The organism is Sorangium sp. So ce327, assembly GCF_051530205.1.
GTDB lineage: Bacteria > Myxococcota_A > Polyangia > Polyangiales > Polyangiaceae > Sorangium > Sorangium cellulosum_B.
The window spans coordinates 4,028,813-4,054,983 of record NZ_CP150330.1; the positions used below are offsets into that span (position 1 = coordinate 4,028,813).

Here is a 26,171-nt window from a genome sequence, read left to right on the forward strand (position 1 = left end):
GCTGGCCGCGCGTTGCTTGTGCCGACCCGGCACCAGCGCCGCCCGGCAAAGCCCGGGCCAGGTCCTACACGACCATCTGCAGACCGCTCCCAGCCCGGGGTGCAGGAGGAATTAACGGTTTCAGAATGTTCAGCGCATCCAGAACTCGACATCATCCAGACGCTGGTAACCGTTGTCGCCACGTCGGACACGGTCCCAATCCGGTCATGAGATACAATATTCATCGACGATCGCCTTCGCGGCAAGCTCCCCCTGGAGAAGCCGCTGCGGGTGAGTGTGGGCAGCCGGGCCATCCGGGTCGAGAAAGAGGGGTTCACGTCGCTGAGGACGACGGTGGAGGTCAAGGCCGGAAAGGAGAGCGTGGCGGAGCTTGCGGCGCAGTCGAGGAAGGCACGGCTCGTGGTGAGCGAGAAGAGCAACGAGGAACAGGAAGATCGGGGTGGGGTTAGGCTACGGCGTGGGGGCGGCGGAGCTTGAGTGTTTGCCGTCGCCGGAGGTCTGGCGCTCGACAAGGTCAATGGACTCGAGGCTCGTTGTCCGACCAAGCAATGCCTTTCCACGGAGGCACGGAACCGGCGCGTCGCGCTGTCGCTGGGAACGGCGGCCACCATCGGCCTGGTGGCGGGGGGACTGGGGGCCGCGGCGGGGACGACCGTGCTGCTGCTCACGCGGTCGGAAAGCGGTGAAAGGGGTGCCGGCCCGAGCGTGAGCGCGGGCGTGGGGCTCGGGGCTTCGAGGTGAAAGGAAGGTTCTGATGGGTCAGCCGAAGAGAGGTGGGATCTCGCGCGGCGTTTGGATCATGGGGGCGGTCCTCGTCAGCGTTGTCCTGTGGGCGTGCAACGGGGTGCTGGGGGTCGGCGCGTTCAAGTCGGCCGTGTGCGAGGAAGGCGCCAGGCAGTGCAGCGGCGACTGGCCCCAGGTCTGCACCATGGGACAATGGCGGAACATGTCAGAGGACCCGTGCGTTGGTCAGACCTGCGTTGCCGGCGTGTGCGTAGGGGATTGTGCTTCAGGAGGTAAGCGGTGCCAGGGACTGACGCCCCAGGCGTGCGACGAGAACGGGAGATGGCAAAGCACGGGTGAACCATGCGATTCGAACCATGGGTTTCATTGCTCGAGAGGCGACTGCGTGCAGACTTGTGCTCCGGGGGACTTGCAGTGCTCGGGAAACGTCCCGCAGTACTGCGACATAAGCGGGAGCTGGCAGCTTAACGGTGCTGCCTGTGATCCCTGTGTCGGTTGCGACCCAACTACCGCTGCGTGCAAGACAAGCGACCCCGTGGTCTGTAGGGTGGGAGAGAGCTGCGGTAATGGAAATTGCATCTGTGAAAATCCCGTGTTCTCCGGCTCGCTATTCTATCCTGTGGGTATCCATCCCAGCTCGGTTGCAGCCGCGGACCTGAACGGCGACGGCAAGCTCGACCTCGCCGTCGCGAACCGCTTCGACGACAACGTGAGCGTCCTGCTCAACAATGGTGACGGAGCCTTCATCCCTAGGGTCGACTATCTAACGGGCAGTTTGCCCACCTCGGTAGCGGTCGCGGACCTGAACGGCGACGGCAAGCCCGACCTCGCCGTCGCCAACGCCGGCAGCCACAGCGTGAGCGTGCTGCTCAACCACGGCGATGGCACCTTCGACCTCAAGCACGACTACTCAGCGGGTGACGATCCCAGCTCGGTAGCGGCCGCGGACCTGAACGGCGATGGCAAGCTTGACCTCGCCGTCGCGAACTATCCGAGCGCCACTGTGAGCGTGCTGCTCAACCACGGCGACGGCACCTTCGACGGCAAGCATGTCTACAGAACGGGCAGTTTTCCCACCTCGGTAGCGGTCGCGGACGTGAACGGTGACGACAAGCCCGACCTCGCCGTCGCGAACTACCCGAGCGCCACCGTGAGCGTGCTGCTCAACCACGGCGATGGCACCTTCGACTCCGGGTTCGACTATCCAACGGGTATTTCTTCCACCTCGGTAGCGGCCGCGGACGTGAACGGTGACGGCAAGTCCGACCTCGCCGTCGCGAACCGGATCGACAATAGCGTGAGCGTGCTGCTCAACCACGGCGACGGGACCTTCGACCTCAAGCATGACTACCCAACGGGTGATTATCCCAACTCGGTTGTAGCCGCGGATCTGAACGGCGACGGCAAGCCCGACCTCGCCGTCGCGAACTCCGGCAGCGCCACCGTGAGCGTGCTGCTCAACGACGGCGACGGCACCTTCGACCCAAAGTTCGACTACCGAACGGGTGACCATCCCACCTCGGTTGTAGCCGCGGACCTGAACGGCGACGGTAAGCCCGACCTCGCCATCGCGAACGTCGACGACGACAGTGTGGGCGTGCTGCGCAACCACGGCGACGGGACCTTCGACTCCAAGTTCGACTACCCAACGGGCGCCGGGCCTCTTTCGATTGCGGCCGCGGACCTGAACGGCGACGGAAAGGTCGACCTCGCCGTCGCGAACGTCGACGGCGACAGCGTGAGCGTGCTGCTCAATCACGGCGCTGGCACCTTCGACTCCAAGTTCGACTACCCAACGGGCGCCGATCCTTTTTCGATTGCGGCGGCGGATCTGAACGGCGACGGCAAGCTCGACCTCGCCGTCGCGAACTCGGGCAGCGCCACCGTGAGCGTGCTGCGCAACCACGGCGACGGGACCTTCGACCCCAAGTTCGACTACCCAACGGGCGTCGACCCTTCTTCGGTTGCGGCCGCGGATCTGAACGGCGACGGCAAGCCCGACCTCGCCGTCGCGAACCGGTTCGACGCCAGCGTGAGCGTGCTGCGCAACCACGGCGACGGGACCTTCGACCCCAAGTTCGACTACCCAACGGGCGCTGGTCCTTGTTGGGCCTCGGCCGTGGACGTGAACGGTGACGGCAAGCTCGACCTCGCCGTCGCGAACCGGTTCGACGACAGCGTGAGCGTGCTGCGCAACCACGGCGATGGCGCCTTCGACCCGAAGCTCGACTACCAAACGGACGATGAACCTTTTTCGATTGCGGCGGCGGACCTGAACGGCGATGGCAAGCCCGACCTCGCCGTCGCGAACCGGTTCGACGCCAGCGTGAGCGTGCTGCTCAACAACGGCGACGGCACCTTCGACCCGAAGCTCGACTACCAAACGGACGATGGCCCCGGCTCGGTTGCGGCCATGGACCTAAACGGCGACGGCAAGCCCGACCTCGCCGTTGCGAACTCCGGCGGAGGCACCGTGAGCGTGCTGCTCAACAACGGCGACGGCACCTTCGCCACCGAGGTCGACTACGAAACGGGCGATGACTCCGAAGCGGTTACGGCCGCGGACCTGAACGGAGATGGCAAGCCCGAGCTCGCTGTCACGAATTTCTCCAGCAACACCGTGAGCGTGCTACCCAATACCTGCGTTCCGTAGTGCCGCCACGCCTTGGGCATACCCCTGGCTTCACGCGGCGCCAGGCTCGCCACGCGTTGCTTGTGCCGCCCCGGCATCAGCGCCGCCCGGCAAAGCCTCCCAGATTCTGCACGGCCATCTGCCAATCGATTCCAGCCTGAGGCGCAGGAGCGACCAGATGCGTATTCCGATGGACGTGACGGCTCGTTCCGGCGTGACGCTACGGCGCCGGTCCGGCGCGACGTGGACCGCAGCGTAGCGACGAGCGCGGTCAGGTCTTCGTCTCGGTCACCTCGGGAGCCACCGCCTTCTTCTTCCGCATCGATCCACCGCGGAGCGTCACCAGGTGAGCGGTGTGGACAACGCAGTCACTGATCACATCGGCGCCCTCTGTGCCAATGTCGAGTGAGACAGGCTTCTCCTGGAAATCTGTGGTGAGAGGGCGGAGAATGGACCTGACCCGTGCCGAAGCCTTCCCATCTCCGATCCGTCGATCCTACCCCCGCCCCAGCGGCGCAGGGCACTGCTCCCCGCCCGAGTGGCGTCGCTGTCGAGACCATGCCGAAGGCGGGCAAGAGGCGGAAGTTCTCGGCGGCGGAGAAGCTGCGCATCGTTCGCGAGGCGGCCGCGTGCACCCAGCGCGGCGACATCGAGGCGCTGCTGCGCCGCGAGGGCATCTACAGCTCCCTCCTGACGGCGTGGCGCAAGCAACTCGCCCTCCACGGCAGCGAGGCTCTCGCGGGACGCAAGCCCGGCCGCAAGGCGAAGCAGGACGCGAAGGACCGGCGCATCGCCGAGCTCGAGAAGCGCTCGGCGCGGCTCGAGGAGAAGCTCGCGCTGGCTGAGAAGCTCATCGATCTCCAAAAAAAAGTCTCTTCCATTCTGGGCATCAACCTCACGAACGACGAAGAGCGCTGATGGACATCATCGAAGAGCTCGATGACCCGCACGTCCCCATCGCCCAGGCGTGTGCGGCACTCGGCGTCAGCCGCGCCACGCTCTACCGGAAGACCCAGCCCGCGAAGCTCCCCGCGCTGACCGGGGCCGCTCCGAGCCCACGCCGGCTCAGCGACCCCGAGCGGCAAGCCGTGCTCGACGTGCTGCACAGCGACGAGTTCGTCGACCAGCCGCCGCCGGAGGTCTACGCGACGCTGCTGTCGCGCGGCGTCTACCTCGCTTCCATCCGCACGATGTACCGCCTGCTCGCGGCATCCGGCGAGAGCGGCGAGCGACGCGCGCAGCGTGGGCCGATGAAGCATGCAAAGCCGACGCTCACCGCCACGGCCCCCAACCAGATCTGGACGTGGGACATCACCAAGCTGCGCGGGCCGCTGCCTGGCGTCTTCTACTCCCTGTACGTCGTCCTCGACCTGTTCAGTCGCATGACCGTTGGCTGGCTGCTCGCCGAGCACGAGAGCGCGGAGCTCGCCGAGCACCTCTTCGCAGAGACCGTCGCCCGCCACGGCGTCGAGCCCGGCTCGCTCACGGTGCATGCCGACCGCGGCTCCGCGATGCGGTCGGAGGGGCTCGCTCAGCTGCTCGGCTCGCTCGGCGTCGTTCGTAGCTTCAGCCGGCCTCACGTCAGCGACGACAACGCCTTTTCCGAGTCGCAGTTCAAGACGCTCAAGTACCAGCCAGACTATCCGGACCGCTTTGCCTCCCTGGCTCATGCACGAGCGTGGTGCCAGGAGTTCTTCACCTGGTATAACGACCTTCATCAGCATTCTGGCCTTGCGCTCTTCACACCTGCTGATGTATTCTACGGCCGCGTCGACGATATCGCGGCTCAGCGCCAGGTCGCCCTCGACACGGCCTACGCCGCGCATCCTGAACGCTTCCCGAACGGTCCGCCCGTCGTGCGCAGGCCGCCTGCTTCGGTAGCCATCAACCCGCTGTCCGTCGACGCCGCCGCATGCGAGGACGCGGCGCCGCCGCACACGGGCACGACCAGCGCCGCGCCCGAGCCCGCCGCGGCACCCTCCGCCGTGCTGCGGCCGCCCCGATCCCGACCGGTTGGGGCCCAGAGCCGGAACGCGCCCCTCAGCGCGATCCCCTCATAGGATTCTCGTCCGGCCTGTCTCAAACCCGTTGGCATTCTCCGGCGATACTCGCTCCTCGCGCGTCGTGACGCCCCTCCAGCACCAACCCGGTCAATGGCCGAGCCCGCCTGGGGGTGATGCAAGGTCGGGGGGGACGACAACGGCAAATGAGGACCGCTTCCCGGGTGCGCGTCCCCTTGTCATGGCCCCGGGGGGCACCGTCGTGTTACCATGCCCAGGAATGAGCGCCTGCCTGCACCCCGTCGCGTCGCGTTCGTGGCCTTGCCGCGGCGCGCGTAGCGCGCTCATTCCCCTGCGATCCCGGCTCCTCTGCCGGAGGTCGCCCGCACGCTCGTAGGGGAGCGGCCTTCCGGCGTCTTTCGCTGGCCGCTCCCTGAAGGAAGCGGGCCTGGCGTCGAGGGCGCCTGAGCGGGCGACCTGGGCGAGCACTCACGCCGTCCAGCTCGCCGGCGCGGACCTTCGGCCAAGCCCGGATCGCACTGACGCATTGACGACACAAGGAGATCCCAGCTCATGGCACCTCACACGAACCCAATCGTCCTCACCGAATTTGACCGCGATCGCCTCGCGCGGCTGCTCGAGGCGCTGCGCGCGCGGCCCGGGGGAGACTCCCCGAACCTGGAGGCGCTCGAGATCGAGATCGAGCGCGCCGACGTCGTGAAGCCGGCGGATATCCCGCCGAACGTGGTCACCATGAACTCCAGGGTCGAGCTCTTCGATCTCGACACAGAGGAGCGGCTCTGCATGACCGTGGTGTTTCCTGGGATCGCCGACGTGAACAGCGGCCGCATCTCGGTGCTCGCGCCGATGGGGCTCGCGCTTCTCGGCTGTCGAGAGGCCGACGAGGTGGAGTGGCCGACGCCGAGCCGCACCCGGCGGCTCCGGATCGAGCGCATCGTCTATCAGCCCGAGGCGTCGGGTCGCTTCGATCTGTGAGCCTTCGGCCTGAACGGCCGGCCTCGCCGGCGCATCGTGCGTCTTGAACGCGAAAGGCCCGACGCTGCTCATCGCAGCGCGGGCCTCCGCGGTCGTGTCGTCGGGCTCGAGGGGCCGGTCGCCGCGGGCTGCGGTCTTCGGCTCCTCGCGCGCCTCGTCGGCGTCTCAGCAGCAGCAGCCGGGCGGACAGGTGCAAACCGGCGCGGCAAGGCCCGCCTGGAGCTCCGTGGGGACCTCCACCGTCAGGCGCGCGGGGCGCTCCTCGACGGTCTCCTGCTTCGACTCGACCTCGACCTCGACCTTGATCTGCTCGTTCATGGCGATTGCTCCGTAGATGGGTTGGTTATTTCACTCGGGGACTCGACGTCCCGCGAGGAGGGCTATTGCAGCCGCCGTGCCACGCCGTTTTGGGCGCGGTATCGGCCGCTTTGGCGCGGTACCGGCCGCGCTTGAGCAACCCCTTTCCCAATTGGGGAAATCCGTCTGGCATCGCCCTTCCCGATCGGGTCAGCGCCGGCGCACGCGATGGGATCCCCGAGCGGCGCTCACCCGCACAGGAGACGGGCTCAGATCGGCGTTTTCGGCGCGCAGGCGCACTCCGGTGCGCTGAGCACCGAAAACGTCGAGATGGGCCCGTCCCCGAAGCGGGTGAGCGCCCCTCGGCATGAAGCTCGCAACGGGCCCGCGTGATGGACACGTCAATCATCCCCGAACTGCTCTCCTTCCGCGCGCCGTGGCTCGAGGAGAAGCTCGTCAAGGACCGGATGGCCTCCTCCCGCGAAGATGCGGCGCGGCTCTTCGACGAGGTGAAGAAATACATCTTCGTCTGCCGCGCAGATCGGACCCGGCAAGTCCCCATGTTCTCGCGGAGGATCGACGAGGTCTGGCACCAGTTCGTCCTCTTCACCGAGGAGTACGCGGCGTTCGGTCATCGCTTCTTCGGCGAGTTCGTGCACCACACCGCCAACACCGCCCCTCGCGGCGAGCTTGGCGCGCGCCCCGAGATGACCCTCGCCGAGTATCGCGCCGAGTACGAGGCGCTCTTTGGGCCCCTCTCCGCCGCGTGGAGCGACGAGCTCGCCGTGACGCCCGACACGCGCCTCATCCGCGTCAAGTTCGGCCGCCCCATCTTCGTGCGGGTCGAGCAGGGGAGGGCGGAGCTCGTGTGGTCGGTGGAGCCGCAGCGCGTCCTTCTGCGCATCGACGCGTGGGCGAAGGACGCGCTGCAGTTCATCGTCGACTGCGAGCACTTCTATGTCCGCGAGCTCCCCGGCCTCGAGGACGGCGAACGCGTGGCGCTCTGCCGTCCGCTCGTGAAGGGCGACTACCTCCGGATCGCGCCATGAGGCTCGCCGAGCTCACCGCCCTCTTCGGGCGGCTCGATTTCCCGGGCCCCGAGGGCCGCGGCCATCCGCCGCGCGATCACGTCCGCGCGCTCGAGGGCGCGGTCCGCGCCGGGCTCGCGGACGACGAGCTCCTGCTCGACCTCTTCGCGCTCGAGATCGAGCGTCGCGACGGCGCGCCGGAGCTCGCGCCGTTCCACGTCCTCCCCGAGCTCGGCGTGCGCCTCGCGTTCGCGTACTGGCGGCCCGGGCGCGCGGCCGGCGCTCACGAACACTCGGACTGGACGGTCACGGCGGTCGTCCACAACACGCTCGATGTCGCGACCTTCGACTGGGACGCCACGGCCCGCGCGCGGCGGCTCGTGCCGAAGCGGCTGTTCTCCGCGGAGGCCGGGCGGGTCGGTCACATCTACGGGCCGTGCATCCACGACCCGCGGAACCCGACGGGGAGCTGGTCCATCTCGCTGCACCTGTTCGGCCCTCACGACGGTCCGGTCATCGAGGCGCAGGTGGGCCCCATCGAGGGCCTGACCCCCATGGCGCCCCGGGCCGAGCCGGACGACGCGCTCTCGGCGGCGCTCCTCGCGCACGAGCAGGAGTGCGTTCGCCGGGCGCAGATCGACGCCATCGGGCGGCGGGGCCCGCAGGCCGCCGCGCTCCTCGCGCGCCTCCACGCCCGCGGCGACGCGGGGACCCGGCGGCGCGCCGCCCGGGCGCTCGGCCGGACCGAGGACCTCGGCGCGCACACCGTCCTCGCGCGCCGCTGGGCGGGCGTGGATCTCGACGTGGCGCCCCGCGCCGGCCGCGCCGAGCTCGTCGCTCGCTGCGGCGGGCGCGCCCAGGTCCTGCTCCGCGTCGACGCGTGGGCCAGGCCCGCCCTCCGCGCGGTGTCGGCCGCCCGGGAGCTCCGCCCCACCGACATCCCCGGCCTCGCGGAGGCGGCGCAGTTAACGCTCGCCCGCGCCCTCGTCGACTGGGGGACCTTTCAGCCCTTCGAAGCGCAGGAGAACTGACCCATGCAATCCATGCAACCGGCGCAGCCGGCGCAAACAGACGTCGTGACGCCGGGCGCGCCCAGGCGGCCAGATCTCGTTGCCTACCGGGCGCCGTTCGTCATCAGCAAGCTGCTCATGAACAAGACCGTGGCCGCCGAGCGCGAGGCAGAGGCCTTGTTCCGGGAGCTCGTGCGCTACCTCTGGCTCGTCGACTCCGACCGCTCCCGCGCTTACCCGATGTTCTCGCTGCGCGTCGACGAGGCCTGGCACCAGTTCGCCCTCTTCACGATCGAGTATGCCGACTTCTGCCAGCGCTTCTTCGGGCGCTTCCTGCACCACGCGCCGAGCAATGCGCCCGTCACGCACGCCTGCCGCGAGGCGACGTGGGACGAGTTCGCGGCCGCGTACAGCGCCCTGTACGGCGAGCCGCCGCCCGAGCTGTGGAGCGACGCTTCGTCCGTCTGCGGCCCGCGCCGCGTGATCCGTGATCGCGACGTCTCGGTCCGGCTGAGCGACGGCAAGGCGGAGCTCGTCGACGGCGACGCGGTGCTCGTCCGCGTCGACGCCTGGGGCGAGCCCGCGCTGCGCTTCATCGCCCGGCACGGCATCTTCTACGTGCGCGAGCTGCCCGGGCTCGACCTGGACGACCGGATCGCCCTCTGCCGGGCGCTGGTGGCGTCGCGGACGCTCCGCGTCGCGCCGTAGCCGGTGCGGCCGCGCTGCGACGAGCGATGATTCGTTCTTTTTCGCGGCTTTGCGGCTTTGCGACGTTGCGTTGAAATCTCTCCGGATCCTTGGACGGACTCCAGATGGGCGTCGCTACCGCACGCCGACGCCCAGGAGGGCGGTCATCGAGAGCTGCTGAGGACCGTCGCCGAACCGCGCCTGCAGCCTGCCGAGGATCGCCTTGCTGAGCGCTTCCCAGCGCTCGTCGCCCAGCTTGTCCCGCAGGAGCACCAGCGGCGCGTTGCTCCGGCTCACCGAGCGCCAGAACTCCTCGGTCGAGGGCGACTCGCGGGAGTGCTCCGCCTCGTGCACCGAGACGTCCCGGAACCCGGCGGCTTCCATCTCGGCCCGGAACTCGCCTGGGTCTCCGAGCGGCGCTTTGCCCTCGCCGAAGGGCAGCCCGGGGAGCTCGGCGCCGATCGCCGAGAAGAGCTCGCCCAGGATGGGCGTCCTGTCCATCGGTACCCAGCTCGCGACGACCGCGCGGCCGCCGGGGCGCAGCACCCGGAGGAGCTCGCGGAAGCCCCGGTCGCGGTCGGGGAAGAAGATCAGCCCGAACATCGAGAAAGCAGCGTCGAACGAGCCGTCATCGAAGGGAAGCGCCATGCCGTCGCCGACGCGGGCGTCCACCGCGAGCCCCGCGGCCGCGGCACGCTCGCGCAGCCGCTCGACCATCGCGGGGGCGAAATCGATCGCGGTCACGCGCGTCTCCCCGGCGGCGAGGAGGGACAGCGTGCCTGGCCCGGCGGCCACGTCGAGCACGCGGGCGCCCGGGCCCACGCCGGCGAGCCGGAGCGCGTCTGCGGCATACCTCTCGAAGTGAGGGACGATATCGGCCGCGTAGTCGTCGGCGACCAGGTTCCACGCGACGGGGGTGGCGAGGGGGCTCGGGGGCTGGGTCATCGGCGACTGTGCTACCACGTGTGCGCCGAGCGGATCCAGCAGCAGGCGTCCCGGCGCGGCGTCCCCGTGGCCGCGGCGTTCATCGCGCTGTGCCCTCGTGCGCCCGCCGCCCCTGGAGCACCTGCCCCGCGAGGAGAGCGATGTTGAGCAGCATCAGGTTCTCCGCCAGCTGCACGTGCCGTTGCTCTGGCAGGATGGATATCGACACCGCCGCCGTGAACAGCAGCGCGCTCCCCGCCAGCGGGAGCTGAACACCGCGGCGATGCCGTCTCGACAGCTGGAGCACGAGCGCCCCGAGCGCGGCCGCCGCGAGGATCGGCTTGAGCACGGTGAGCGGCCGGCGGTAGGGGAGGGTGTAGGAGTGCGTCTCGTGCCAGGTCGACACGTCGATGCCGTAGATCTGCTTCACCGCCTGGTGCGCAGTGGACGCCGGGGTCAGCTTGACGTGCCGGTCCAGTCTGCCCACCGACAGCGTCGCTTCCCGGAGGTGGTCAAGCAGGATACTCCCCGCGTCGGCAGGCCTGTCGAGCGCCGCGCTGAGCGCGACGCGGCTCGCCCAGCGATCGAGCGCCGGCGGCGGGAGGTGGAGCTCGCGGGCGGCGATGGCCAGGGGGGATTCGTCATCCCACATCACGAAATCGAAGCCGCGCAGGTTGCCGTCCCCGTGCTCCCGGAGGAACGCGACGGCGCGCTCATCCGGGGCTGCGTGCTCGGGTCGGATCAGGCGAGCGAGCATGCAATAGCGGTTGATTCCGGCCCAGCTCTCCATCGCCCACGCGCCGCGATGACTCCGGTAATGGCTCATGTAGGCCAGCACGATCAGGCTGGCCGCCATGACGAAGGCGCAGGGGGCGAGCAGGCGGCGGGCGCGTTCGCCGGCGCTGGCGGTCGGGACGCGAAGGGCGCTGGCGATCGTGAGGGCGGCGAGCAGCCCACAGACCGCGAGACCCACCACCCTGACCGAGGCGCTCGCGCCGGCCGCGAGGCCCGCCGCGCCGAGCAGCCACGGGGAGCCGCGGTGGGCTCCTTCGGCAGCGGCATAACCCGCGAGGGCGACGAGGAACAGGAACAGCGCCTCGGAGAGCACATGGGTCTCGAGCAGGAGGTTCGTCGGCCAGAACAGGCACAGCCCGAGCGCCGTGAGCGGCGCCCAGCCCGGGCGCGGCGCGAGCCGCCGGGCGATCCCGTAGAACAGCAGCGCCGTGATCAGGCCGAGGACGAGCTGCGTCGCCTGGATGAGCCGGAGATCCGGAGAGATCGCCCGGAGCCCGCGCAGGAACCACGAGTAACCCTGCTGCCGGTCCAACGCCGGAGCCGCGCCCGGCAGCGAGCGGAAGAGATAGGTCCCGCTGTCGAACCAGACCCTCGGCTCCGGCTGCGCCGCGAACAGGGCGGCCCGCAAGGCGGCGCCCAGCGCGACCAGAGCCGCGGCGGCGCGCCGCTCCGGCGTGAACCAGCCTGTCCAGCGCACCGCTGTCACGCGCGCGCCGTGACCCTCACAGGTCCCTCCGAGCGCGGGGTGATCCGCGGGTCAGGGGTCTCGCAGAGCTTCGGGCGGCGGTGGGTGATGAAGAGGCTCACGCAGGAGAGAAGGAGACCGAAAAGCTCTCGGGCGTGTCAAGCACCAGCCGCGCACCCGGTGACGGGTCGACAGCGCATGCTTCATGCAGTCCGGGTTCGTCCCCTCGTATGTCCTTCGTAGGTCCTGTTGCGAAGCTGGGAGCGCTCACGCCCTCGCGGCGAGGCGACGACAATCGCGCGTTCGCGTGAGGGAGATGCCGTGATGCCGTGATGCGGTGATTACCGCGCCACCGCGCTCTCGCGCCGGTTCGCCATGCGCGCCTGCGCCAGCGCCTTCGGCGCGCCTCTCGGGCCGGTGGGGCTCGCCGCCGCCTCCGACGAGCCCGGATCAGCATCCGAGTCCGCGCCCTGCTCCTCATCCGCCTTGTCGGCGTCGGCCTCGGTCGCATCGTGGCGCGGCAGCACGGTCCTCGCGGTCGACACGAGCAGCACGCTGGTCAACGCGACGACGCTCGCAGAACCGGCGACGAGCACCGCGATATGCATCATTGTGCGCTGGAGGAGGCTCCCTTCATTCAACTTCCGGAGGATCTTCAACATGGTGCTACCTGCCTCGTTCGCAGCGCCCGCTCGCTGCCAGCGTCTGTGGGACATCTCCTGCCAATGCGAGGGTCGTGCCAGCAGCCATCCGCTGGAACCTGCGCATGGATCGAGGGGCTTCTTGCGCCGCTCTGCCAAAGCTGACACGTCCGCCACCTGTACAATGGCTCATCCTGCCAAAATGACAATCCGTTCTTTGGGCGTCTTGTTGCCGCGTCGCCGCATGAGCCGCGTTGCGCACTCCCCGTGGGGACCGCGCCGACCGCGCGCGCCGGCCACCGTGGCGACGTGAAGACATGCGTGTCTGACGCGCCTGCCGAGCCTTCCATGGTTTCGGGTCGCATCCTGTCCTGTCGATTTGACCAGCCTGCACGAGGACTCCGTCGCTTCGTCCACCACACCCACCACACGACCCCACGTGCGGGCTCTTCCGGCGGGGCGCGCCGTCGTCCCGTCGTCGCGCCGTCGTCGCCGATCACGGCCCCCTCCTGCGCGCGGCGGGGTAGAGATCGGGCCCATGCTGCTCACCCGCGCCGAAGCCACCGGATTCCGGGAGACCTCCCTGCACGCCGACGTCATGCGGTTCGTCCGCGCGCTCGAAGGCCGCAACGACCCGCGCCTGTACGTGAACACCTTCGGGACCAGCCCGGGCGGGCGGGAGCTGCCGCTGCTCGTGCTGTCCAGGGACGGCGTGCGATCCCCGGACGAGGCCCGCCGCGCCGGGCGCCCCGTGGTGCTGATGCTCGACGGCATCCACCCCGGCGAGGTGGAGGGCAAGGAGGCCAGCCTCGCGCTCGTCCGCGATCTGCTCGACGGCCGCCACCCCGACTGGCTCGACGCGCTCGTGCTCCTCGTCGTTCCGCTGTTCAACGCGGATGGCAACGACGCGCTCGATCCGCGGAACCGCCGCCTCGACCTCAGGAAGCTCACCGGCCAGCCAGGTCCCGTCGTCGGCACCCGCACCCAGAGCCAGGGCATCAACCTGAACCGCGACTACCTCCGCCAGGCCGCGCCCGAGATGCGCCTGCTCCAGCAGCGCGTGTGCATCCCCTGGGCGCCCGATCTCACGATCGACAACCACGCGACCAACGGGTCGGTGCACCGGTTCCACATGACGGTCGACGTGCCGCACACCATCGAGTCCGGCCGCCCCGAGCCGATCGCGATGGTGCGCGACCGCCTGGTCCCCGACGTGATCGCCGCCGTCCGGCGGCGCGGCTTCGAGAGCGGCTGGTACGGCAACTTCGTCGAGGACGAGCGCGTGCTCGACGCGGACGGCGAGGTCGATCCGGCGGCGCCCGTCGGCCTCGGCTGGATGACCTACCCGCACCATCCGCGGTTCGGCTCGAACTACCGCGGGCTCACGGGGCGGCTCGACCTGCTTCTCGAGTGCTATAGCTATCTCCCGTTCGAGGAGCGCGTCCAGACCGCCTCGGCGTGGCAGATCGAGGCCCTCTCCTGGGTCGCCGCCCACGCCGACGCGGTCCGCGAGGTCGTGGCCGCGAGCGCCCGGCCGCCGGAGCGCGTCGCGGTCCGGTACCACCTCGAGCCGACCGGGACCCCGATCGACATCCTGACGCGCAGCCCGCGGGCGTTCGACGGCGAGCCGGTCACCCTGCGGATCCCGCACCACGCGCGGTTCGTCGGGACCACGGTGGTCGATCGGCCGCGGGCCTACCTCGTGCCGCCGGCGATCGCCGAGGCCCTGCGCCGGCACGGGCTCCGCGTCGAGCCGGCCGGGGGCGTCCACGACGTCGAGGTCGCCCGGGTGGCGTCGCTCGGCGCCGAGGGGGGACGGGCGATCCTGGAGGCGGCCCGGGTCGGCGAGGTGTCGGTGCGGTGGCGCGAGGAGGCCCGGCGGGCCCCCGAGGGCTGGTTCCAGGTCGACACCGAGCAGCCGCTCGGCGCGATCGCCGTGTACCTGTGCGAGCCGGAGAGCGACGACGGGGCGGTCGAGAACGGCCTTGTGGAGGCGCCCGCCCTCGGGGACGAGCACCCGGCGTGGCGGGTCCGGTGAGCCCGGAGGGCCCGGGCGGTCAGCGCTTCCTGGTCGCCATCGCGAACGCGATCCCGTGCGAGAGGTCGCGGCGCGTGACGATGCCGCTGAGCTCCACCTCCAGGCTGACAAGCGCCTGAGCGACCTCGGGCCGGATGCCCGTCAACACCACCTCGACGCCGAGCAGCCGCACCGCCTGCGCGATCCGCGCGAGCGCGCTCGCTGCCGGCGTGTCGAAGGCGGAGACACCCGTCAGGTCGACGATGCATATCTGCGCTCCCTTGTCGGAGATCTTGTGGAGGAGCGCCTCCGCCAGCTGGTGCGAGCGGCGCTCGTCCAGCGTGCCGATGAGCGGCAGGACCAGCACCTCGTCGCAGATCGGGATGATCGGCGTCGACAGCTCGCGAAGGGCGGCAGACTGCACGCGCAGCCGCTCCTGGAGCTCCTTCTGCCTGGTGATGACCTCGGTGAACATCATGATGCCACCGATCTCGCCGTGCTCGTCGTGCCACGGGAAGACCTGCCAGCGCACCCACTCGATGCGCCCGTCGGCCCGCTGGAACGGGTCCTCCTCGTGGCGCTCGCTCGCGCCTGCGAGGCAGCGCTGATGGATGTCTCTCCATCGCTGCGGGATCTCGGGGAAGACCTCGTAGTGCGAGAGGCCGATGAGCTCGCCCGACGGAAGGCCGTAGTCTTCGAGCCAGCGCCTGCTCGTCAGCAGGTAACGCATGTCGCGGTCGAACAACGCTACCGCCGCCGGCATGTAGTTTGTCAGGAGTCGCAGGTATTCTTCGATCCGTCCCACCCTCGCGTCGCGACGAATCATGTCCTTCTCGAGCGCGCGCACTCGCTCGCGCAGCCGCTCGATCTCCGCGATGAGCTCCTCGTGCTCCCGTCCCTGCATGACGCAGCTCCCCCTGTGTTGCCCCGGGCGCGCTCACGCTGCGTTGCGCGTCTCGCGGTCTATAACAGCCCCGGCCCACGCTCGCAGCCCGGCGCGGTGGCGGCGTTGCGGAGAGCCGCCTCGGCGGGGAGCCTGCGCGAGAGGACCAGGGCCGCGCGGGGCGAGCGCTGAGCACGCTCCGCAGAGGGGCCCGCGTCAGCGCGCGGTGCTTGCCCCCGCCCTGCGTCGCGACGCAAGCTGTGCGCATGGCGCGCCCCTCGGCACGGCCGGCCCCTGCCGCCCCGACACGCCCCCCGCGAGGCAAGGGCAAACACCTACATCGTCGTCATGCCGCGCCGCAGAAGGTCCGGCCCCGGCGTTTCCAGGCCCTTCTGCTTTATCGACGCCGGCGATCCGTGCCGATGCGGCGCTCGAACGAGACGGGCACAGGAACACGAGGGCACCAAGGACGTCAGGAACAGGATTTGCACGCCGGAAGGGTATCCTTGGCCCCCTGGCGGACTGCTCGATCCGGGCAGCTTCCCGGATGCGGCCGACCACAACGCCAGATCCTCGCCGCGCGATCCCGATTCAAGGAGAGCCCATGAAGGACCAGATTCCCGGGTTTCTGTTCATCGACCACATCGCCATGGCGGTGCCCGCCGGGCAGCTCGACGCGCAGGTGAAGGCGTACGAGATGCTCGGCTTCCGCGAGGTGCACCGGGAGGAGGTGCGGGGCACGGATCAGGTCCGCGAGGTGATGCTCCGCATCGGCGACAGCGACAACCACGTCCAGCTCCTCGAGCCGCTCTCCCCCGAGTCTCCCGTCCAGAAGCTCATCGAGAAGAACGGCGGTCGCGGGGGCTTCGCCCATGTCGCCTACCGGGTCAGCGACGTCCAGGCCGCCTTCGACGATCTCAAGGCGCGCGGCTTCCGCATCATCGACGCGGCGCCGCGGCCGGGCTCCCGGGGCACGACGATCTTCTTCGTGCACCCCCGATCGCGCGAGGACGCGCCGTTCGGTCACCTCATCGAGGTCGTGCAGTCCCATGGATGACAGGCTCTTCGGCGATTTCGCGCCGGTCGCGCTCGCGACGTGGAAGCAGGCGCTCCACCGGGATCTCAAGGGCAAGACCGCGGACGACCTCTCCTGGGCGAGCGCCGAGGGGCTGCTCGTGCCGCCGATCTTCGCGCCGGACAGCCCCCCGCTCCCGCCGGCCACGGGCGGCCCGCTCGTGGCGTCGCTTGTCGCCGAGCTCCGGAGCGGCGCGCCGGAGCTGCGCTTCACGATGGGATGCAGCTATTTCCTGGAGATCGCCCGCCTCTGCGCCGCGCGCCTCCTCGCCGAGCGCCTGCGGCCGGGCGCCACGATCACCGCCGTCATCCCGTCGGCCGCGGTCCCTGGCGACGAGGAGCACAAGAACCTCCTCCGCGGCATCGTCGGGATGATGGCGGCCATCGCGGGCGGCGCGGACGACATCGTCGTCACGCCGCCCGAGCGCCTGCTCGGCAACGCACGGGTCATCCTCCGCGAGGAGGCCCGCTTCGACCCGCGAGACAGCCCTGCGGCCGGCGCCTGGACCATCGAGCAGCTCGCGCGGAGCCTCGCGCGCGCGGCGATGCAGCAGCTCGGCGACACAAGGGAGATCCCGGAGCCGGGCGCGGCCCCGTCGGACGTCGCGTCGCTCGAGCACCTCGGCTTCTCCGCCGGCGCGCCGCCGTTCCTGCGCGGGCCGTACACAAGCATGTACGTGGTCCGCCCGTGGACCGTCCGCCAGTACGCCGGGTATTCCACGGCCGAGGAGTCGAACGCGTTCTACCGCCGCAACCTGGCCGCCGGGCAGACCGGCCTCTCGGTGGCCTTCGACCTCGCGACCCACCGCGGCTACGACTCGGATCACCCGCGCGTGGTCGGCGACGTGGGGAAGGCCGGCGTGGCCATCGACACCGTCGAGGACATGAAGATCCTCTTCGACCAGATACCGCTCGATACGATGAGCGTGTCGATGACCATGAACGGCGCCGTGCTCCCCGTCATGGCGTTCTACATCGTCGCCGCCGAGGAGCAGGGCGTGCGCCCCGAGCTGCTCTCCGGGACCATCCAGAACGACATCCTCAAGGAGTTCATGGTCCGGAACACCTATATCTACCCTCCGGCGCCGTCGATGAGGATCGTCGCCGACATCTTCCGTTACACCGCCGAGAAGATGCCCAGGTTCAACTCGATCAGCATCAGCGGCTATCACATGCAGGAGGCCGGCGCGACCGCCGAGCTGGAGCTCGCGTACACGCTCGCCGACGGCCTCGAGTACCTGCGCACCGGGATCGCGTCGGGCATGGATATCGACGATTTCGCCGGGCGGTTCTCGTTCTTCTTCGGCATCGGCATGGACCATTTCACCGAGATCGCCAAGCTGCGGGCCGCGCGGCTCCTGTGGGCGAAGATCGTGAAGGGGTTCCACCCGAAGAACCCGAAGACGATGGCGCTGCGGACCCACTGCCAGACGTCGGGCTGGAGCCTCACCGAGCAGGACCCGTTCAACAACGTCACGCGCACGGCCATCGAGGCGCTCGCGGCCGTGCTCGGCGGCACGCAGTCGCTGCACACGAACGCCCTGGACGAGGCGCTGGCGCTCCCCTCCGACTTCTCGGCGAAGATCGCGCGCGACACCCAGCTCTTCTTGCAGCGGGAGACCGACATCTGCCGGGTCATCGACCCGTGGGGCGGCTCCCACCACGTCGAGCGCCTGACAGACCGGCTCGCGCGGCGAGCGTGGCAGTTCATCCAGGAGGTGGAGTCCCTGGGCGGCATGGTCAAGGCCATCGAGAACGGCCTGCCCAAGCTGCGCATCGAGGAGGCCGCGGCCCGCAAGCAGGCCCGGATCGACGCGGGCCGCGACGTCATCGTCGGGGTCAACGCGTACAGGCTGGAGAGAGAGGCGCCGATCGCGGTCCGCGAGGTGGACAACACCGCGGTTCGCGAGAAGCAGCTCGCGCGGCTCCGCGAGGTGAAGGCCGCCCGCGCGGAGGCCGCCGTGGGCGAGTCGCTCGCCGCGCTAACCCGCGCTGCCGAGACGGGCGAGGGGAACCTGCTGGCGCTCGCCGTCGACGCGGCGCGCCGCCGCGCGACGCTCGGCGAGATCTCCGGCGCGCTCGAGCGCGTCTTCGGCCGCTACGAGGCCCCGGTGCGCACGGTGAGCGGCGTGTACGGCGCGGAGATCCGCGATGCGGGCGCGGGCCGCGAGGTGGAGGCGCTCGTCCGCGAGTTCGCGGCCCTCGAGGGCCGGCGCCCGCGCATCCTGGTCGCCAAGATGGGTCAAGACGGGCACGACCGGGGGATGAAGGTCATCGCCACCGCCTTTGCGGATCTCGGGTTCGACGTCGATATCGGTCCGCTCTTCCAGACCCCGGACGAGGTTGCGCGCCACGCCGTCGAGAACGACGTGCACGTGGTCGGGGTCTCCTCGCTCGCCGGCGGCCACAAGACGCTGGTGCCGCAGCTCATCGAAGCGCTCGGGCAGGCCGGCCGCGGGGACATCCTCGTGGTGGCGGGCGGCGTGATCCCGCCGCAGGACTACCGGTATCTGGAGGAGCGCGGCGTCGCGGGGATCTTCGGGCCCGGGACGGTCATCCCAGAGGCCGCGGCGCGCATCGTCAGGACGCTCCTTGGGAGCCTCTCGTCGCAGGAGGCGCGCTAGGTTGAAGGCGAGCCCGAGGGAGCTCGTCGACGGTCTCCTCGCGGGCGACCGGGCGGCGCTCGCGCGCGCGATCACGCTGGCCGAGAGCTCGCTCCCCCGCCACAAGGAGCTCGCCGAGGAGGTGTTGGAGCGCTGCCTGCCTCACGCCGGCGGCGCCACGCGCCTCGGCATCACCGGCGTGCCCGGGGTCGGCAAGAGCACGTTCGTCGACGCGCTCGGCGTTCACCTCGTGCGCGATCGCGAGGAGACGGTGGCCGTGCTCGCTGTCGACCCGAGCAGCCCTGTCCATGGCGGGAGCATCCTCGGCGACAAGACGCGGATGCCACGGCTGGCGAGCGACCCGCGGGCCTTCATCCGCCCGTCACCGTCGGGCGGCTCGCTCGGCGGCGTCGCGCGGGCCACGCGCCAGGCCATCCTGCTCTGCGAGGCGGCCGGATACCGCAACATCCTTGTCGAGACGGTCGGTGTCGGGCAATCCGAGGTCGCGGTCGCCGACATGACGGATTGCTTCCTGCTCCTCATGTTGCCTGGGGCCGGCGACGAGCTGCAAGGCGTGAAGCGGGGCATCATGGAGCTCGTCGATCTCGTGATCATCAACAAGGCCGACGGCGGGAACGTCGACAGGGCCGCGCGAGCGCGCCGCGATTACGAGAGCGCTTTGCACCTGTTCCCGCCGGCGCCTCACGGCTGGGCGCCCGTCGCCTCCGTCTGCTCGGCCCAGGAGGGCCGCGGCGTCCGCGAAGCGTGGGAGAGCGTGCTGCGCCACCGCGCGCACATGCAGGCCAGCGGCTGGCTCCTGCGCCGCCGCGCGGGCCAGGCGCGCCGCTGGCTGTTCGAGCTCATCGAGGGGCACCTGCGGGAGGCGTTCCTGCGCAGCGCTGCCGTGCGCGAGCGCCTGTCTGGCGTGGAGGCGCTCGTCGAGGCGGGATCGCTCAGCCCGCTGCGCGCCGCGCGGCAGCTGCTGGAGGCGTGGGATCCGGCCGGGAAGGGCTGAGGGGGCGATCGCTGCGAGAGCTCGAGAGGGAGAAGAAACGCAAAGGCGCAAAGGCGCAAAGGCGCAAAGACGCAAGAATGAAATGACGCAAAGAGCAGGGATGAGCTCTATCCCTCTCCCTTGCGACTTTGCGTCTTTGCGACTTTGCGTTTCTTCTCCTCTTCTCACCAGGGCCTGCCGCAGCACGAGAACCGGGAGTTGCAGGTCATGGACCTCGCGGCCAGCGCAGCCTATAGGGTACCCCTCCCATGCGCGACGTCTGCTGGCGCTGCCGGCGCCCCCGTCCGGTCTGCTATTGCGCGCTCCTGCCTTCCTTGCCGACGAGGACCCGGGTCGTGCTCCTCCAGCACCCGCGCGAGCGGAAGGTTGGCATCGGCACGGCGCGCATGGCCCACCTGGCGCTGCCCAACTCCGAGCTGCACGAGGGGGTGGTCTTCGAGGACGACGCCCGGATCGCCGCCCTCGCGAGCGATCCGACCACGGCCGTGCTCTTCCCCGGGGGCGACGCGCCCGCGGCAGGCGGGGCGCCGGTGCGCTCGCTCATCGTGCTCGACGGCACATGGTGGCAGGCGAGGAAGATGCTCGCGCTGAACCCGCGCCTGGCCTCGGTGCGGCGCATCGGCGTGACGCCCCGCGCGCCCGGCAACTACCGCATCCGCAAGGAGCCCCGGCCCGAGTGCCTCGCCACGGTCGAGGCGGTGGCCAGCGCGCTGGCCGCGCTCGAGGGCGAGCCCGCGCGCTTCGACGAGATGCTGCGGGCCTTCACGTTCATGGTCGACCGGCAGATCGAGCACCAGGCGCGGAGCAAGGCCCCGCGGCGGCGGCGCGCGCAGGCGGCCTCGCCGCTCGCGCCGCTGCGCCCCTACCGCGTCGAGCCGGCGAGGGTGGTGCTCGTCGACGGCGGGGCCAGCTCCGGGTGGCCGGCGGGCGCCGGCGCGGCCGAGCCGACGTCCGAGCTCGTGCACCTCGTGGCCTGCCGCCCGTCGGGCGAGCGCTTCGAGGCGTTCCTCCGCCCGCGGCGGCCGCTGGGCCCGAGCGTCGCGCACCAGCTCGAGGTGCCCGAGGACCGCCTGCGGGGCGGCGAGGACGTGAGCACCGCCCTGGCCCGGTTCCGCGCGTTCGTCGGCGATGGCGGCGTGCTGGGCGCCTGGGGCACCTTCACCCTGGACCTGCTCGCGCAGGAGGGCCTCGGGCGCCCGCCCTCCCTCGACCTGCGCGACCTCTGCGCGCGGCACCTGCGCCGGCGGCCCGGCGGCATCGCCAACGGCGCGCAGGCGCTCCTGGCCGGGGAGCCCGCGGCGCGCGGCAGCGGGCGCGCCGGGCGCACGGTGGGGTGGCTCGAGGTCGTCCTCGCGCGCCTGCTCGACCTCGCGGGTGAAGACGACGTTGCCGCGCGGGGCGCCGCATGAGATTCTCCGTCCGTGCATTCCATCCGGTTCCGCTGAGCCCGGCATCCTCGTCCTCCCCGTAGCCCCGGCGCCGCCGGGGGCACGCGGCGAGCGCGCGGGTGCCTGTCCGTGCCCTGTCTTCCTCCGAGTTCGCTCGAAACGTGGAAGACCGGGGCGCGTCGACTCACGCCCGGGAGCCTGGATGGAGCACGCCACGCGCATCGGTCGTGAGCTCGCGCCGCGAGTCTTCCCCCCTTCACGCGCGCCGCCCTGCCGGCGGCGCGCCAAGAGGCTCGCGATCATGACCGAACGCCAAGACACCTCCACCGGTTCTCCCACCGCTTCTTCCTCCTTCGCGCCCATCGACGCCGTCGGCGCGCTCCTCGATGCGGCGCGCCGCGAGGGGCTCCGTCTCGTCACGTCCCACGCCGACTTCGACCGGAGCGGGCTCGACTTCCTCGTCGTGCACGCCCACGACGAGGACGGCGTTCCGTGGGTCGTGCGCACGCCGCGCCGCATCGCGGTCGTCGCGTCGGCGCGCGTCGAAGCGCGCGTGCTGGCCCTCGTGCGCCAGCGCTTGCCGGTGGCCGTGCCCGACTGGCGCGTGCACACCGACCACGTGATCGCCTATCCGCGCCTCGGCGACGTGCCCGCCGTCTCCTTCGATCCCGAGGCGGGCCCGCGCTGGAACCGCGTCGATCCGGCGGCGCCGTCCGATGTGTTCATCGCGTCGGTGGCCGAGGCGCTCGCGGCGCTCCAGCGCGTGGACGCGGCGGCGGCCCGTTCGGCGGGCGTCCCCGTGAAGTCCATCGACGACGCGCGCCAGCTCCACGCGCGGGCCATGGACGAGACGCGCGCCGCGCTGGCGCCGCCGGACGCGCTGTGGGCCCGATGGCAGCGCTGGCTCGAGAACGACGCGATCTGGCCGCGCGACCTCGCCCTCGTGCACGGCGATCTCCACCCCGGCCACATGCTCCTCGACGAGGGCGGCCGGCTCACGGGGATCCTGGACTGGACCGAGGCCCACATCGGCGATCCCTCGGTCGACTTCGCGCTCTTCGTCGGCGCCTTCGGCAAGCCCGCGCTCGAAGCGTGCATCGCGCGCTTCGAGGCGGCCGGCGGCACGACGTGGCCGGGCCTCGCGGCCCACGCCGGCGAGCGCTGGGCGGCGTTCCCCGCGATCGCGGCGAAGTGGGGAGTCGAGTCCGGCGACGAGGGCGTGATCACCCACGCGCGCAACCTGCTCGCAGGGATCGTGGCCGAGAGCGGGTGAGCGCCGGCGCGTCGCACCCCATCACCGATGGTGATGATGCGTTGCGTTGTGAGCCCGCGCATGTTCAGCCGCGGCGGCCCTGAGTAGCCTCTCCACATGACCGGAGGACACGGCGCGGATGCCGGCGCCGCGGATCGCGCGCTGGTGCTCATGCTGCTGGGCACGGTGCTGCTCGTGTCGCCGGCGCGGCTGCTCTGGGCCCGAGGCCTGCTCGCGGTGGCCGCGGTCTTCGCGGTCTGGGCCGCGCTGATCGCGCTCGCCGTGCTCGCGACGCGCTCCGACCGCGGCGATCGCGGCGACCTGCCAAGCGGCGATCCCGCCCGCGGCGAGCGCGAGCGCGGCGACCCGGCGCCCGGTGACGCTGATCGAGGCCCGCCGTGATCGACGTCGGCGTCCTGCTCTTCGCCACGGTGGCCTGGCTCGCCGTGCTCGCCGCGATCGCGCTCGCCGCGCAGCGCGAGCGGATCCCCCGCGCGGTCGCGCGCCACCCGCTCGTCCTCGCCCTGTCGCTCGGCGTCTACGCCTCGTCGTGGACCTACTACGGCGGCGTCGGCTTCGCGCAGCGCCACGGCCTCGTCTTCCTCGCTGTCTACCTCGGCCCGACGCTCGCGTGCATCGCCACCCCGCTCCTCTGGTCGCGCGTCCTGCGGATCACGCGCGAGCAGCGCCTCTCCTCGCTCGCCGACCTCTTCGCCTTCCGCTTCCAGAGCCCCGCGGCGGGGGCGGTCGTCGCCGCCTTCTCCGTCGTCGCCAGCGTGCCCTACGTCGCGCAGCAGTTCCGCGCGACAGAGCAGTCGGTCCGCGTGCTCTCCGGGCCCGGGCACGAGGAGGCCGTGGGCGCCGTCTTCTGGGCGCTGCTCACGCTCTTCACGGCGTTCTTCGGCGCCCGCCCGGCCGCCGAGCAGGGGCGGGAGGACGGCCTCGCGGCGGCGGTCGCGTTCGAGTCGGCGGCGAAGCTCGCCGTGCTCGCGGCCGTCGGCCTCGTCGCCGTGCTCGGGGCCTTCGGCGGGGCGGGCGGGCTCGCGGACTGGCTGGGCGATCACGCCGCCGAGGTCGAGGCGCTCGGCCGCCCCGTGCGCGACGACAGCGGCTGGACGTCGATGCTCGTCATCAGCTTCGCCGCCGCCTTCCTGCTGCCGAGGCAGTGGCACATGGCGTTCGCGGGCGGCGCCGGCGACCGCGCGCTCGCCAAGGCGGCCTGGGCCTTCCCGCTCTTCCTGCTCGCGCTCAACCTGCCCGTGCTGCCCGTCCTCTGGGCCGGGACCCGCCTCGCGCCGGCCGAGCCCGCCGACAGCTACGTGCTGCTCGTGCCGCAGCTGCTCGGCCAGGGCTGGCTCGCGCTCGCCGCGTTCATCGGCGGCATCTCCGCGGCGAGCGCCATGGTCATGGTCACCGCCGTCGCCCTCGCGAGCGCCAGCGCCACGCACCTGCTCCTGCCGATCGCCCGGAGGACGCTGCGCCGCAACGTCTACGCGCGCGTGCTGTGGCTCCGCCGCGGGCTCCTGATCGTCATCCTCACCGGCGGGTGGCTCTTCCACCGCGCGCAGCCGCACCGCGGGCTGCTCGTCGAGAGCGGCATCGTGTCGTTCGTCGCCTTCGCGCAGTTCCTGCCGGGGCTCCTCGCCGCGCTCTTCTGGGAGCGCGCGACGCGCGCAGGGTTCCTCGCCGGGCTCCTCGCCGGCATCGGCACCTGGACCGCCACCTGCCTCGCGCCCTTCCTGCCCGAGCTGTCCGGGCTCGACCCGGGGTGGCTCGATCTCCTGCGCGAGGGCGCGGGCCAGGCCGACCCCGCCCTGTACGTGACGGCCACGGACACCTGGTCGCTGCCCACGTTCGTGTCGCTCGCCGTCAACGGCGCCACGCTCGGGCTCGTCTCGCTCCTGCGCCCCCCGGCCGAGGAGGAGCGCGAGGCGGCGCGCCTGTGCACCCGCCGCGAGATCGGCCCGTCGGTCGAGCGCGCGACCGTGGCCTCGAGCGTGGGCGCGCTGGAGGAGCGGCTCGCGCGGCTGCTCGGCCGCGAGGCGGCCGCGCTCGAGGTCACGCGCGCCCGGATCGAGCTCGACATCCCGCGCGACGAGACGCGGCCCACGGAGCTCCACGCGCTGCAGGAGCGCCTGCACCGCAACCTGTCGCCGCTCGTCGGCCCGGTGCTCGCGAGGACCGTCGCGGAGGCGGACACGCAGGCCGCCCCCGGGGCGCTCGGCGGCAGAGCGGCGAGCGGCGCGCTCACCGAGGAGCTCCGCTGGCTGGAGCGGCGCCTCGCGCGCGGGGAGGCCACGACGACGTTCGTCGGCGCCGCGAAGGAGCTCGACCTCCTGCGGCGCTGGCTCCGCTCGGTGCTCGCGCAGCTCCCCCTCGGCGTCTGCGCCGTGGGCTCCGACGGCGCGATCAGCCTCGTGAACCGGCGCCTCGAGGCGCTCGTCGGCGCCGAGGAGCGCGACCTCGTCGGGGCGCCGCTCGACCGGCTGCCGGCCCCGTTCGCGGAGCTGTTCGCGCGCGCCGCCCGCGCCGCCTCCGCGGGCGAGGCCGGCGCGGACGAGATCGAGGCGCACGTGGCCGGCCGCGCGCGCTCGCTGCGCGTCCACCGCGCCGCGCTCGACCCGCTCGACGCGCGCGCCGCCTCGGGGGGCGTGGTCCTCCTCGTGGAGGACCGCACCGAGCAGCGCGCGCTCGAGGCGCAGCTCGCCCACCGCGACCGCCTCGCCCAGCTCGGCCGCCTCGCCGCCGGCGTGGCCCACGAGGTCGGCAACCCGCTCACCGGCATCGCCTGCCTCGCGCAGAACCTCCGCGCCGAGTCCGACAGCGACGAGATTCGCGCGCGGGCGGGCCTCATCCTCGGCGAGGCGGCGCGCATCGAGGCCATCCTGCGCTCGCTGCTCGACCACAGCCGCACCGGCGCCGTGCCGAAGCCCGGCGAGGGCGCGCGCGCGCGGGTCGGGCGCGTGGCGCTCGCCGAGGTGGTCGCCGAGGCCGTGCGGCTCATCCGGCTCGACCGCGCGGCGCCCCACGTCCGGGTAGATCAAGCCTGCCCCGAGTCGCTCGTCGTCATCGGCGACCGGCGCGAGCTCGTCCAGGTCTTCGTCAACCTGCTCGCGAACGCCCGCGACGCGTCCGAGGCCGGCGCGCTCATCGCCGTCCGAGGGTGGATCGACGCGGGCCAGATCGTCGTCGAGGTCGAGGACCACGGCAGCGGCATCCCCGAGGAGCTCCTCGCCGCGGTGCTGGAGCCGTTCGTGACGACGAAGCGCGACCCGAGCGGCACGGGGCTCGGCTTGCCGCTCTCGCGCTCGATCGTCGAGGACCACGGCGGGACCCTCACGCTGCGGAGCGCGGTGGGGCGGGGGACGACGGTCGTCGTCCGGCTGCCGCTCGCGGGCGCGGGGTGAAGCGGTCGGCGCGGGACGTCGGGTGTTACCGATCGTAACGAGACCTGGCCGAACGAGCCCGCCAACGTGCTTGCTCCGTGGACGAACAGGTAT

General features: G+C 71.3%; 21 protein-coding genes. 16 read left to right on the forward strand and 5 right to left on the reverse strand.

Annotation, left to right across the window (positions count from 1 at the left end):
* Nucleotides 1-222 precede the first annotated feature (222 nt).
* The 5 genes from WME95_RS15195 (at nt 223) to rnk (ending at nt 6,372) form a co-directional block, all read left to right on the forward strand.
* Nucleotides 223-477 carry a PEGA domain-containing protein gene (locus WME95_RS15195; RefSeq protein WP_437910989.1) on the forward strand — a complete coding sequence of 85 codons (255 nt, stop codon included), beginning with the start codon at nt 223-225 and terminating at the stop codon, nt 475-477.
* A gap of 859 nt (nt 478-1,336) precedes the next feature.
* Nucleotides 1,337-3,397, forward strand: a complete 2,061-nt coding sequence (locus tag WME95_RS15200; protein ID WP_437909092.1) for an FG-GAP repeat domain-containing protein — start codon at nt 1,337-1,339, stop codon at nt 3,395-3,397.
* A 537-nt stretch (nt 3,398-3,934) separates the two neighbouring features.
* Nucleotides 3,935-4,294, forward strand: a complete 360-nt coding sequence (locus WME95_RS15205) for a transposase (protein ID WP_437904706.1) — start codon at nt 3,935-3,937, stop codon at nt 4,292-4,294.
* Complete coding sequence (locus WME95_RS15210) at nt 4,294-5,436, forward strand: IS3 family transposase (protein ID WP_437909093.1); 1,143 nt, start codon at nt 4,294-4,296, stop codon at nt 5,434-5,436. Before WME95_RS15205 ends, WME95_RS15210 begins: the two co-directional genes overlap by 1 nt.
* 513 nt (nt 5,437-5,949) lie before the next feature.
* On the forward strand, nt 5,950-6,372 hold the full coding sequence (rnk, locus tag WME95_RS15215; RefSeq protein ID WP_437909094.1) for a nucleoside diphosphate kinase regulator: 423 nt from the start codon (nt 5,950-5,952) through the stop codon (nt 6,370-6,372).
* 165 nt (nt 6,373-6,537) lie between these two features.
* Here the strand turns inward: rnk and WME95_RS15220 are convergent, their stop codons facing one another.
* Nucleotides 6,538-6,690 (reverse strand): hypothetical protein, encoded by a 153-nt coding sequence (locus WME95_RS15220; RefSeq protein WP_437717697.1) that lies wholly within the window; start codon nt 6,688-6,690, stop codon nt 6,538-6,540.
* 371 nt (nt 6,691-7,061) lie between these two features.
* On the opposite strand from WME95_RS15220, the gene WME95_RS15225 reads away from it, so the two are divergent.
* The 3 genes from WME95_RS15225 to WME95_RS15235 are packed head-to-tail and all read left to right on the forward strand — an operon-like array spanning nt 7,062 to nt 9,415.
* Nucleotides 7,062-7,718, forward strand: coding sequence for a glycine-rich domain-containing protein (locus tag WME95_RS15225; RefSeq protein WP_437909095.1), 657 nt, complete (start codon nt 7,062-7,064; stop codon nt 7,716-7,718).
* A complete protein-coding gene (locus tag WME95_RS15230; RefSeq protein ID WP_437909096.1) occupies nt 7,715-8,728 on the forward strand; it encodes a hypothetical protein in 1,014 nt (337 codons plus the stop codon). Before WME95_RS15225 ends, WME95_RS15230 begins: the two co-directional genes overlap by 4 nt.
* Nucleotides 8,729-8,731: 3 nt before the next feature.
* Complete coding sequence (locus WME95_RS15235; protein ID WP_437909097.1) at nt 8,732-9,415, forward strand: hypothetical protein; 684 nt, start codon at nt 8,732-8,734, stop codon at nt 9,413-9,415.
* 114 nt (nt 9,416-9,529) lie between these two features.
* On the opposite strand, the gene WME95_RS15240 is transcribed toward WME95_RS15235, so the two are convergent.
* The 3 genes from WME95_RS15240 to WME95_RS15250 form a co-directional block, all read right to left on the reverse strand.
* Nucleotides 9,530-10,339, reverse strand: a complete 810-nt coding sequence (locus tag WME95_RS15240; protein WP_437909098.1) for a class I SAM-dependent methyltransferase — start codon at nt 10,337-10,339, stop codon at nt 9,530-9,532.
* A 79-nt stretch (nt 10,340-10,418) separates the two neighbouring features.
* On the reverse strand, nt 10,419-11,819 hold the full coding sequence (locus tag WME95_RS15245) for a hypothetical protein (protein ID WP_437909099.1): 1,401 nt from the start codon (nt 11,817-11,819) through the stop codon (nt 10,419-10,421).
* Nucleotides 11,820-12,139: 320 nt separating this feature from the next.
* The gene (locus tag WME95_RS15250; protein WP_437552564.1) at nt 12,140-12,460 is read right to left on the reverse strand and encodes a hypothetical protein; all 321 of its coding nucleotides are present in this window, start codon (nt 12,458-12,460) and stop codon (nt 12,140-12,142) included.
* Nucleotides 12,461-12,977: 517 nt separating this feature from the next.
* Between WME95_RS15250 and WME95_RS15255 the strand changes: the two genes are divergently transcribed.
* On the forward strand, nt 12,978-14,477 hold the full coding sequence (locus WME95_RS15255; protein ID WP_437909100.1) for a M14 family metallopeptidase: 1,500 nt from the start codon (nt 12,978-12,980) through the stop codon (nt 14,475-14,477).
* A 19-nt stretch (nt 14,478-14,496) separates the two neighbouring features.
* Here WME95_RS15255 and WME95_RS15260 read toward each other — a convergent pair whose 3' ends face one another.
* A complete protein-coding gene (locus WME95_RS15260) occupies nt 14,497-15,360 on the reverse strand; it encodes a PAS domain-containing protein (protein WP_437909101.1) in 864 nt (287 codons plus the stop codon).
* Between the two features lie 583 nt (nt 15,361-15,943).
* Here WME95_RS15260 and WME95_RS15265 point away from each other — a divergent pair.
* The 7 genes from WME95_RS15265 to WME95_RS15295 all read left to right on the forward strand — a co-directional run bounded on the left by WME95_RS15265 (nt 15,944) and on the right by WME95_RS15295 (nt 26,078).
* Entirely contained in the window at nt 15,944-16,396 is a 453-nt protein-coding gene (locus tag WME95_RS15265; protein WP_437552567.1) for a VOC family protein, read from the forward strand.
* Entirely contained in the window at nt 16,389-19,037 is a 2,649-nt protein-coding gene (gene scpA, locus WME95_RS15270) for a methylmalonyl-CoA mutase (protein ID WP_437909102.1), read from the forward strand. Before WME95_RS15265 ends, scpA begins: the two co-directional genes overlap by 8 nt.
* Nucleotide 19,038: 1 nt before the next feature.
* Nucleotides 19,039-20,031, forward strand: coding sequence for a methylmalonyl Co-A mutase-associated GTPase MeaB (gene meaB, locus WME95_RS15275; RefSeq protein WP_437552569.1), 993 nt, complete (start codon nt 19,039-19,041; stop codon nt 20,029-20,031).
* A gap of 248 nt (nt 20,032-20,279) precedes the next feature.
* Nucleotides 20,280-21,440 carry a DTW domain-containing protein gene (locus WME95_RS15280; protein ID WP_437909103.1) on the forward strand — a complete coding sequence of 387 codons (1,161 nt, stop codon included), beginning with the start codon at nt 20,280-20,282 and terminating at the stop codon, nt 21,438-21,440.
* Nucleotides 21,441-21,720: 280 nt separating this feature from the next.
* Nucleotides 21,721-22,692, forward strand: coding sequence for a macrolide 2'-phosphotransferase (locus WME95_RS15285; RefSeq protein ID WP_437909104.1), 972 nt, complete (start codon nt 21,721-21,723; stop codon nt 22,690-22,692).
* A 96-nt stretch (nt 22,693-22,788) separates the two neighbouring features.
* Nucleotides 22,789-23,073 carry a hypothetical protein gene (locus tag WME95_RS15290; protein ID WP_437909105.1) on the forward strand — a complete coding sequence of 95 codons (285 nt, stop codon included), beginning with the start codon at nt 22,789-22,791 and terminating at the stop codon, nt 23,071-23,073.
* Nucleotides 23,070-26,078 carry an ATP-binding protein gene (locus WME95_RS15295; RefSeq protein ID WP_437909106.1) on the forward strand — a complete coding sequence of 1,003 codons (3,009 nt, stop codon included), beginning with the start codon at nt 23,070-23,072 and terminating at the stop codon, nt 26,076-26,078. The genes WME95_RS15290 and WME95_RS15295 overlap by 4 nt, the downstream gene beginning before the upstream one ends.
* Nucleotides 26,079-26,171: the final 93 nt, after the last annotated feature.

Coding starts and splice junctions, on each gene's coding strand:
- WME95_RS15205 (WP_437904706.1), top strand. CDS start 3,935: ATGCCGAAGGCGGGCAAGAGGCGGAAGTTCTCGGCGGCGGAGAAGCTG.
- WME95_RS15210 (WP_437909093.1), top strand. CDS start 4,294: ATGGACATCATCGAAGAGCTCGATGACCCGCACGTCCCCATCGCCCAG.
- rnk (WP_437909094.1), top strand. CDS start 5,950: ATGGCACCTCACACGAACCCAATCGTCCTCACCGAATTTGACCGCGAT.
- WME95_RS15220 (WP_437717697.1), bottom strand. CDS start 6,690: ATGAACGAGCAGATCAAGGTCGAGGTCGAGGTCGAGTCGAAGCAGGAG.
- WME95_RS15225 (WP_437909095.1), top strand. CDS start 7,062: ATGGACACGTCAATCATCCCCGAACTGCTCTCCTTCCGCGCGCCGTGG.
- WME95_RS15230 (WP_437909096.1), top strand. CDS start 7,715: ATGAGGCTCGCCGAGCTCACCGCCCTCTTCGGGCGGCTCGATTTCCCG.
- WME95_RS15235 (WP_437909097.1), top strand. CDS start 8,732: ATGCAATCCATGCAACCGGCGCAGCCGGCGCAAACAGACGTCGTGACG.
- WME95_RS15240 (WP_437909098.1), bottom strand. CDS start 10,339: ATGACCCAGCCCCCGAGCCCCCTCGCCACCCCCGTCGCGTGGAACCTG.
- WME95_RS15250 (WP_437552564.1), bottom strand. CDS start 12,460: ATGTTGAAGATCCTCCGGAAGTTGAATGAAGGGAGCCTCCTCCAGCGC.
- WME95_RS15255 (WP_437909100.1), top strand. CDS start 12,978: ATGCTGCTCACCCGCGCCGAAGCCACCGGATTCCGGGAGACCTCCCTG.
- WME95_RS15260 (WP_437909101.1), bottom strand. CDS start 15,360: ATGCAGGGACGGGAGCACGAGGAGCTCATCGCGGAGATCGAGCGGCTG.
- WME95_RS15265 (WP_437552567.1), top strand. CDS start 15,944: ATGAAGGACCAGATTCCCGGGTTTCTGTTCATCGACCACATCGCCATG.
- scpA (WP_437909102.1), top strand. CDS start 16,389: ATGGATGACAGGCTCTTCGGCGATTTCGCGCCGGTCGCGCTCGCGACG.
- WME95_RS15280 (WP_437909103.1), top strand. CDS start 20,280: ATGCGCGACGTCTGCTGGCGCTGCCGGCGCCCCCGTCCGGTCTGCTAT.
- WME95_RS15285 (WP_437909104.1), top strand. CDS start 21,721: ATGACCGAACGCCAAGACACCTCCACCGGTTCTCCCACCGCTTCTTCC.
- WME95_RS15290 (WP_437909105.1), top strand. CDS start 22,789: ATGACCGGAGGACACGGCGCGGATGCCGGCGCCGCGGATCGCGCGCTG.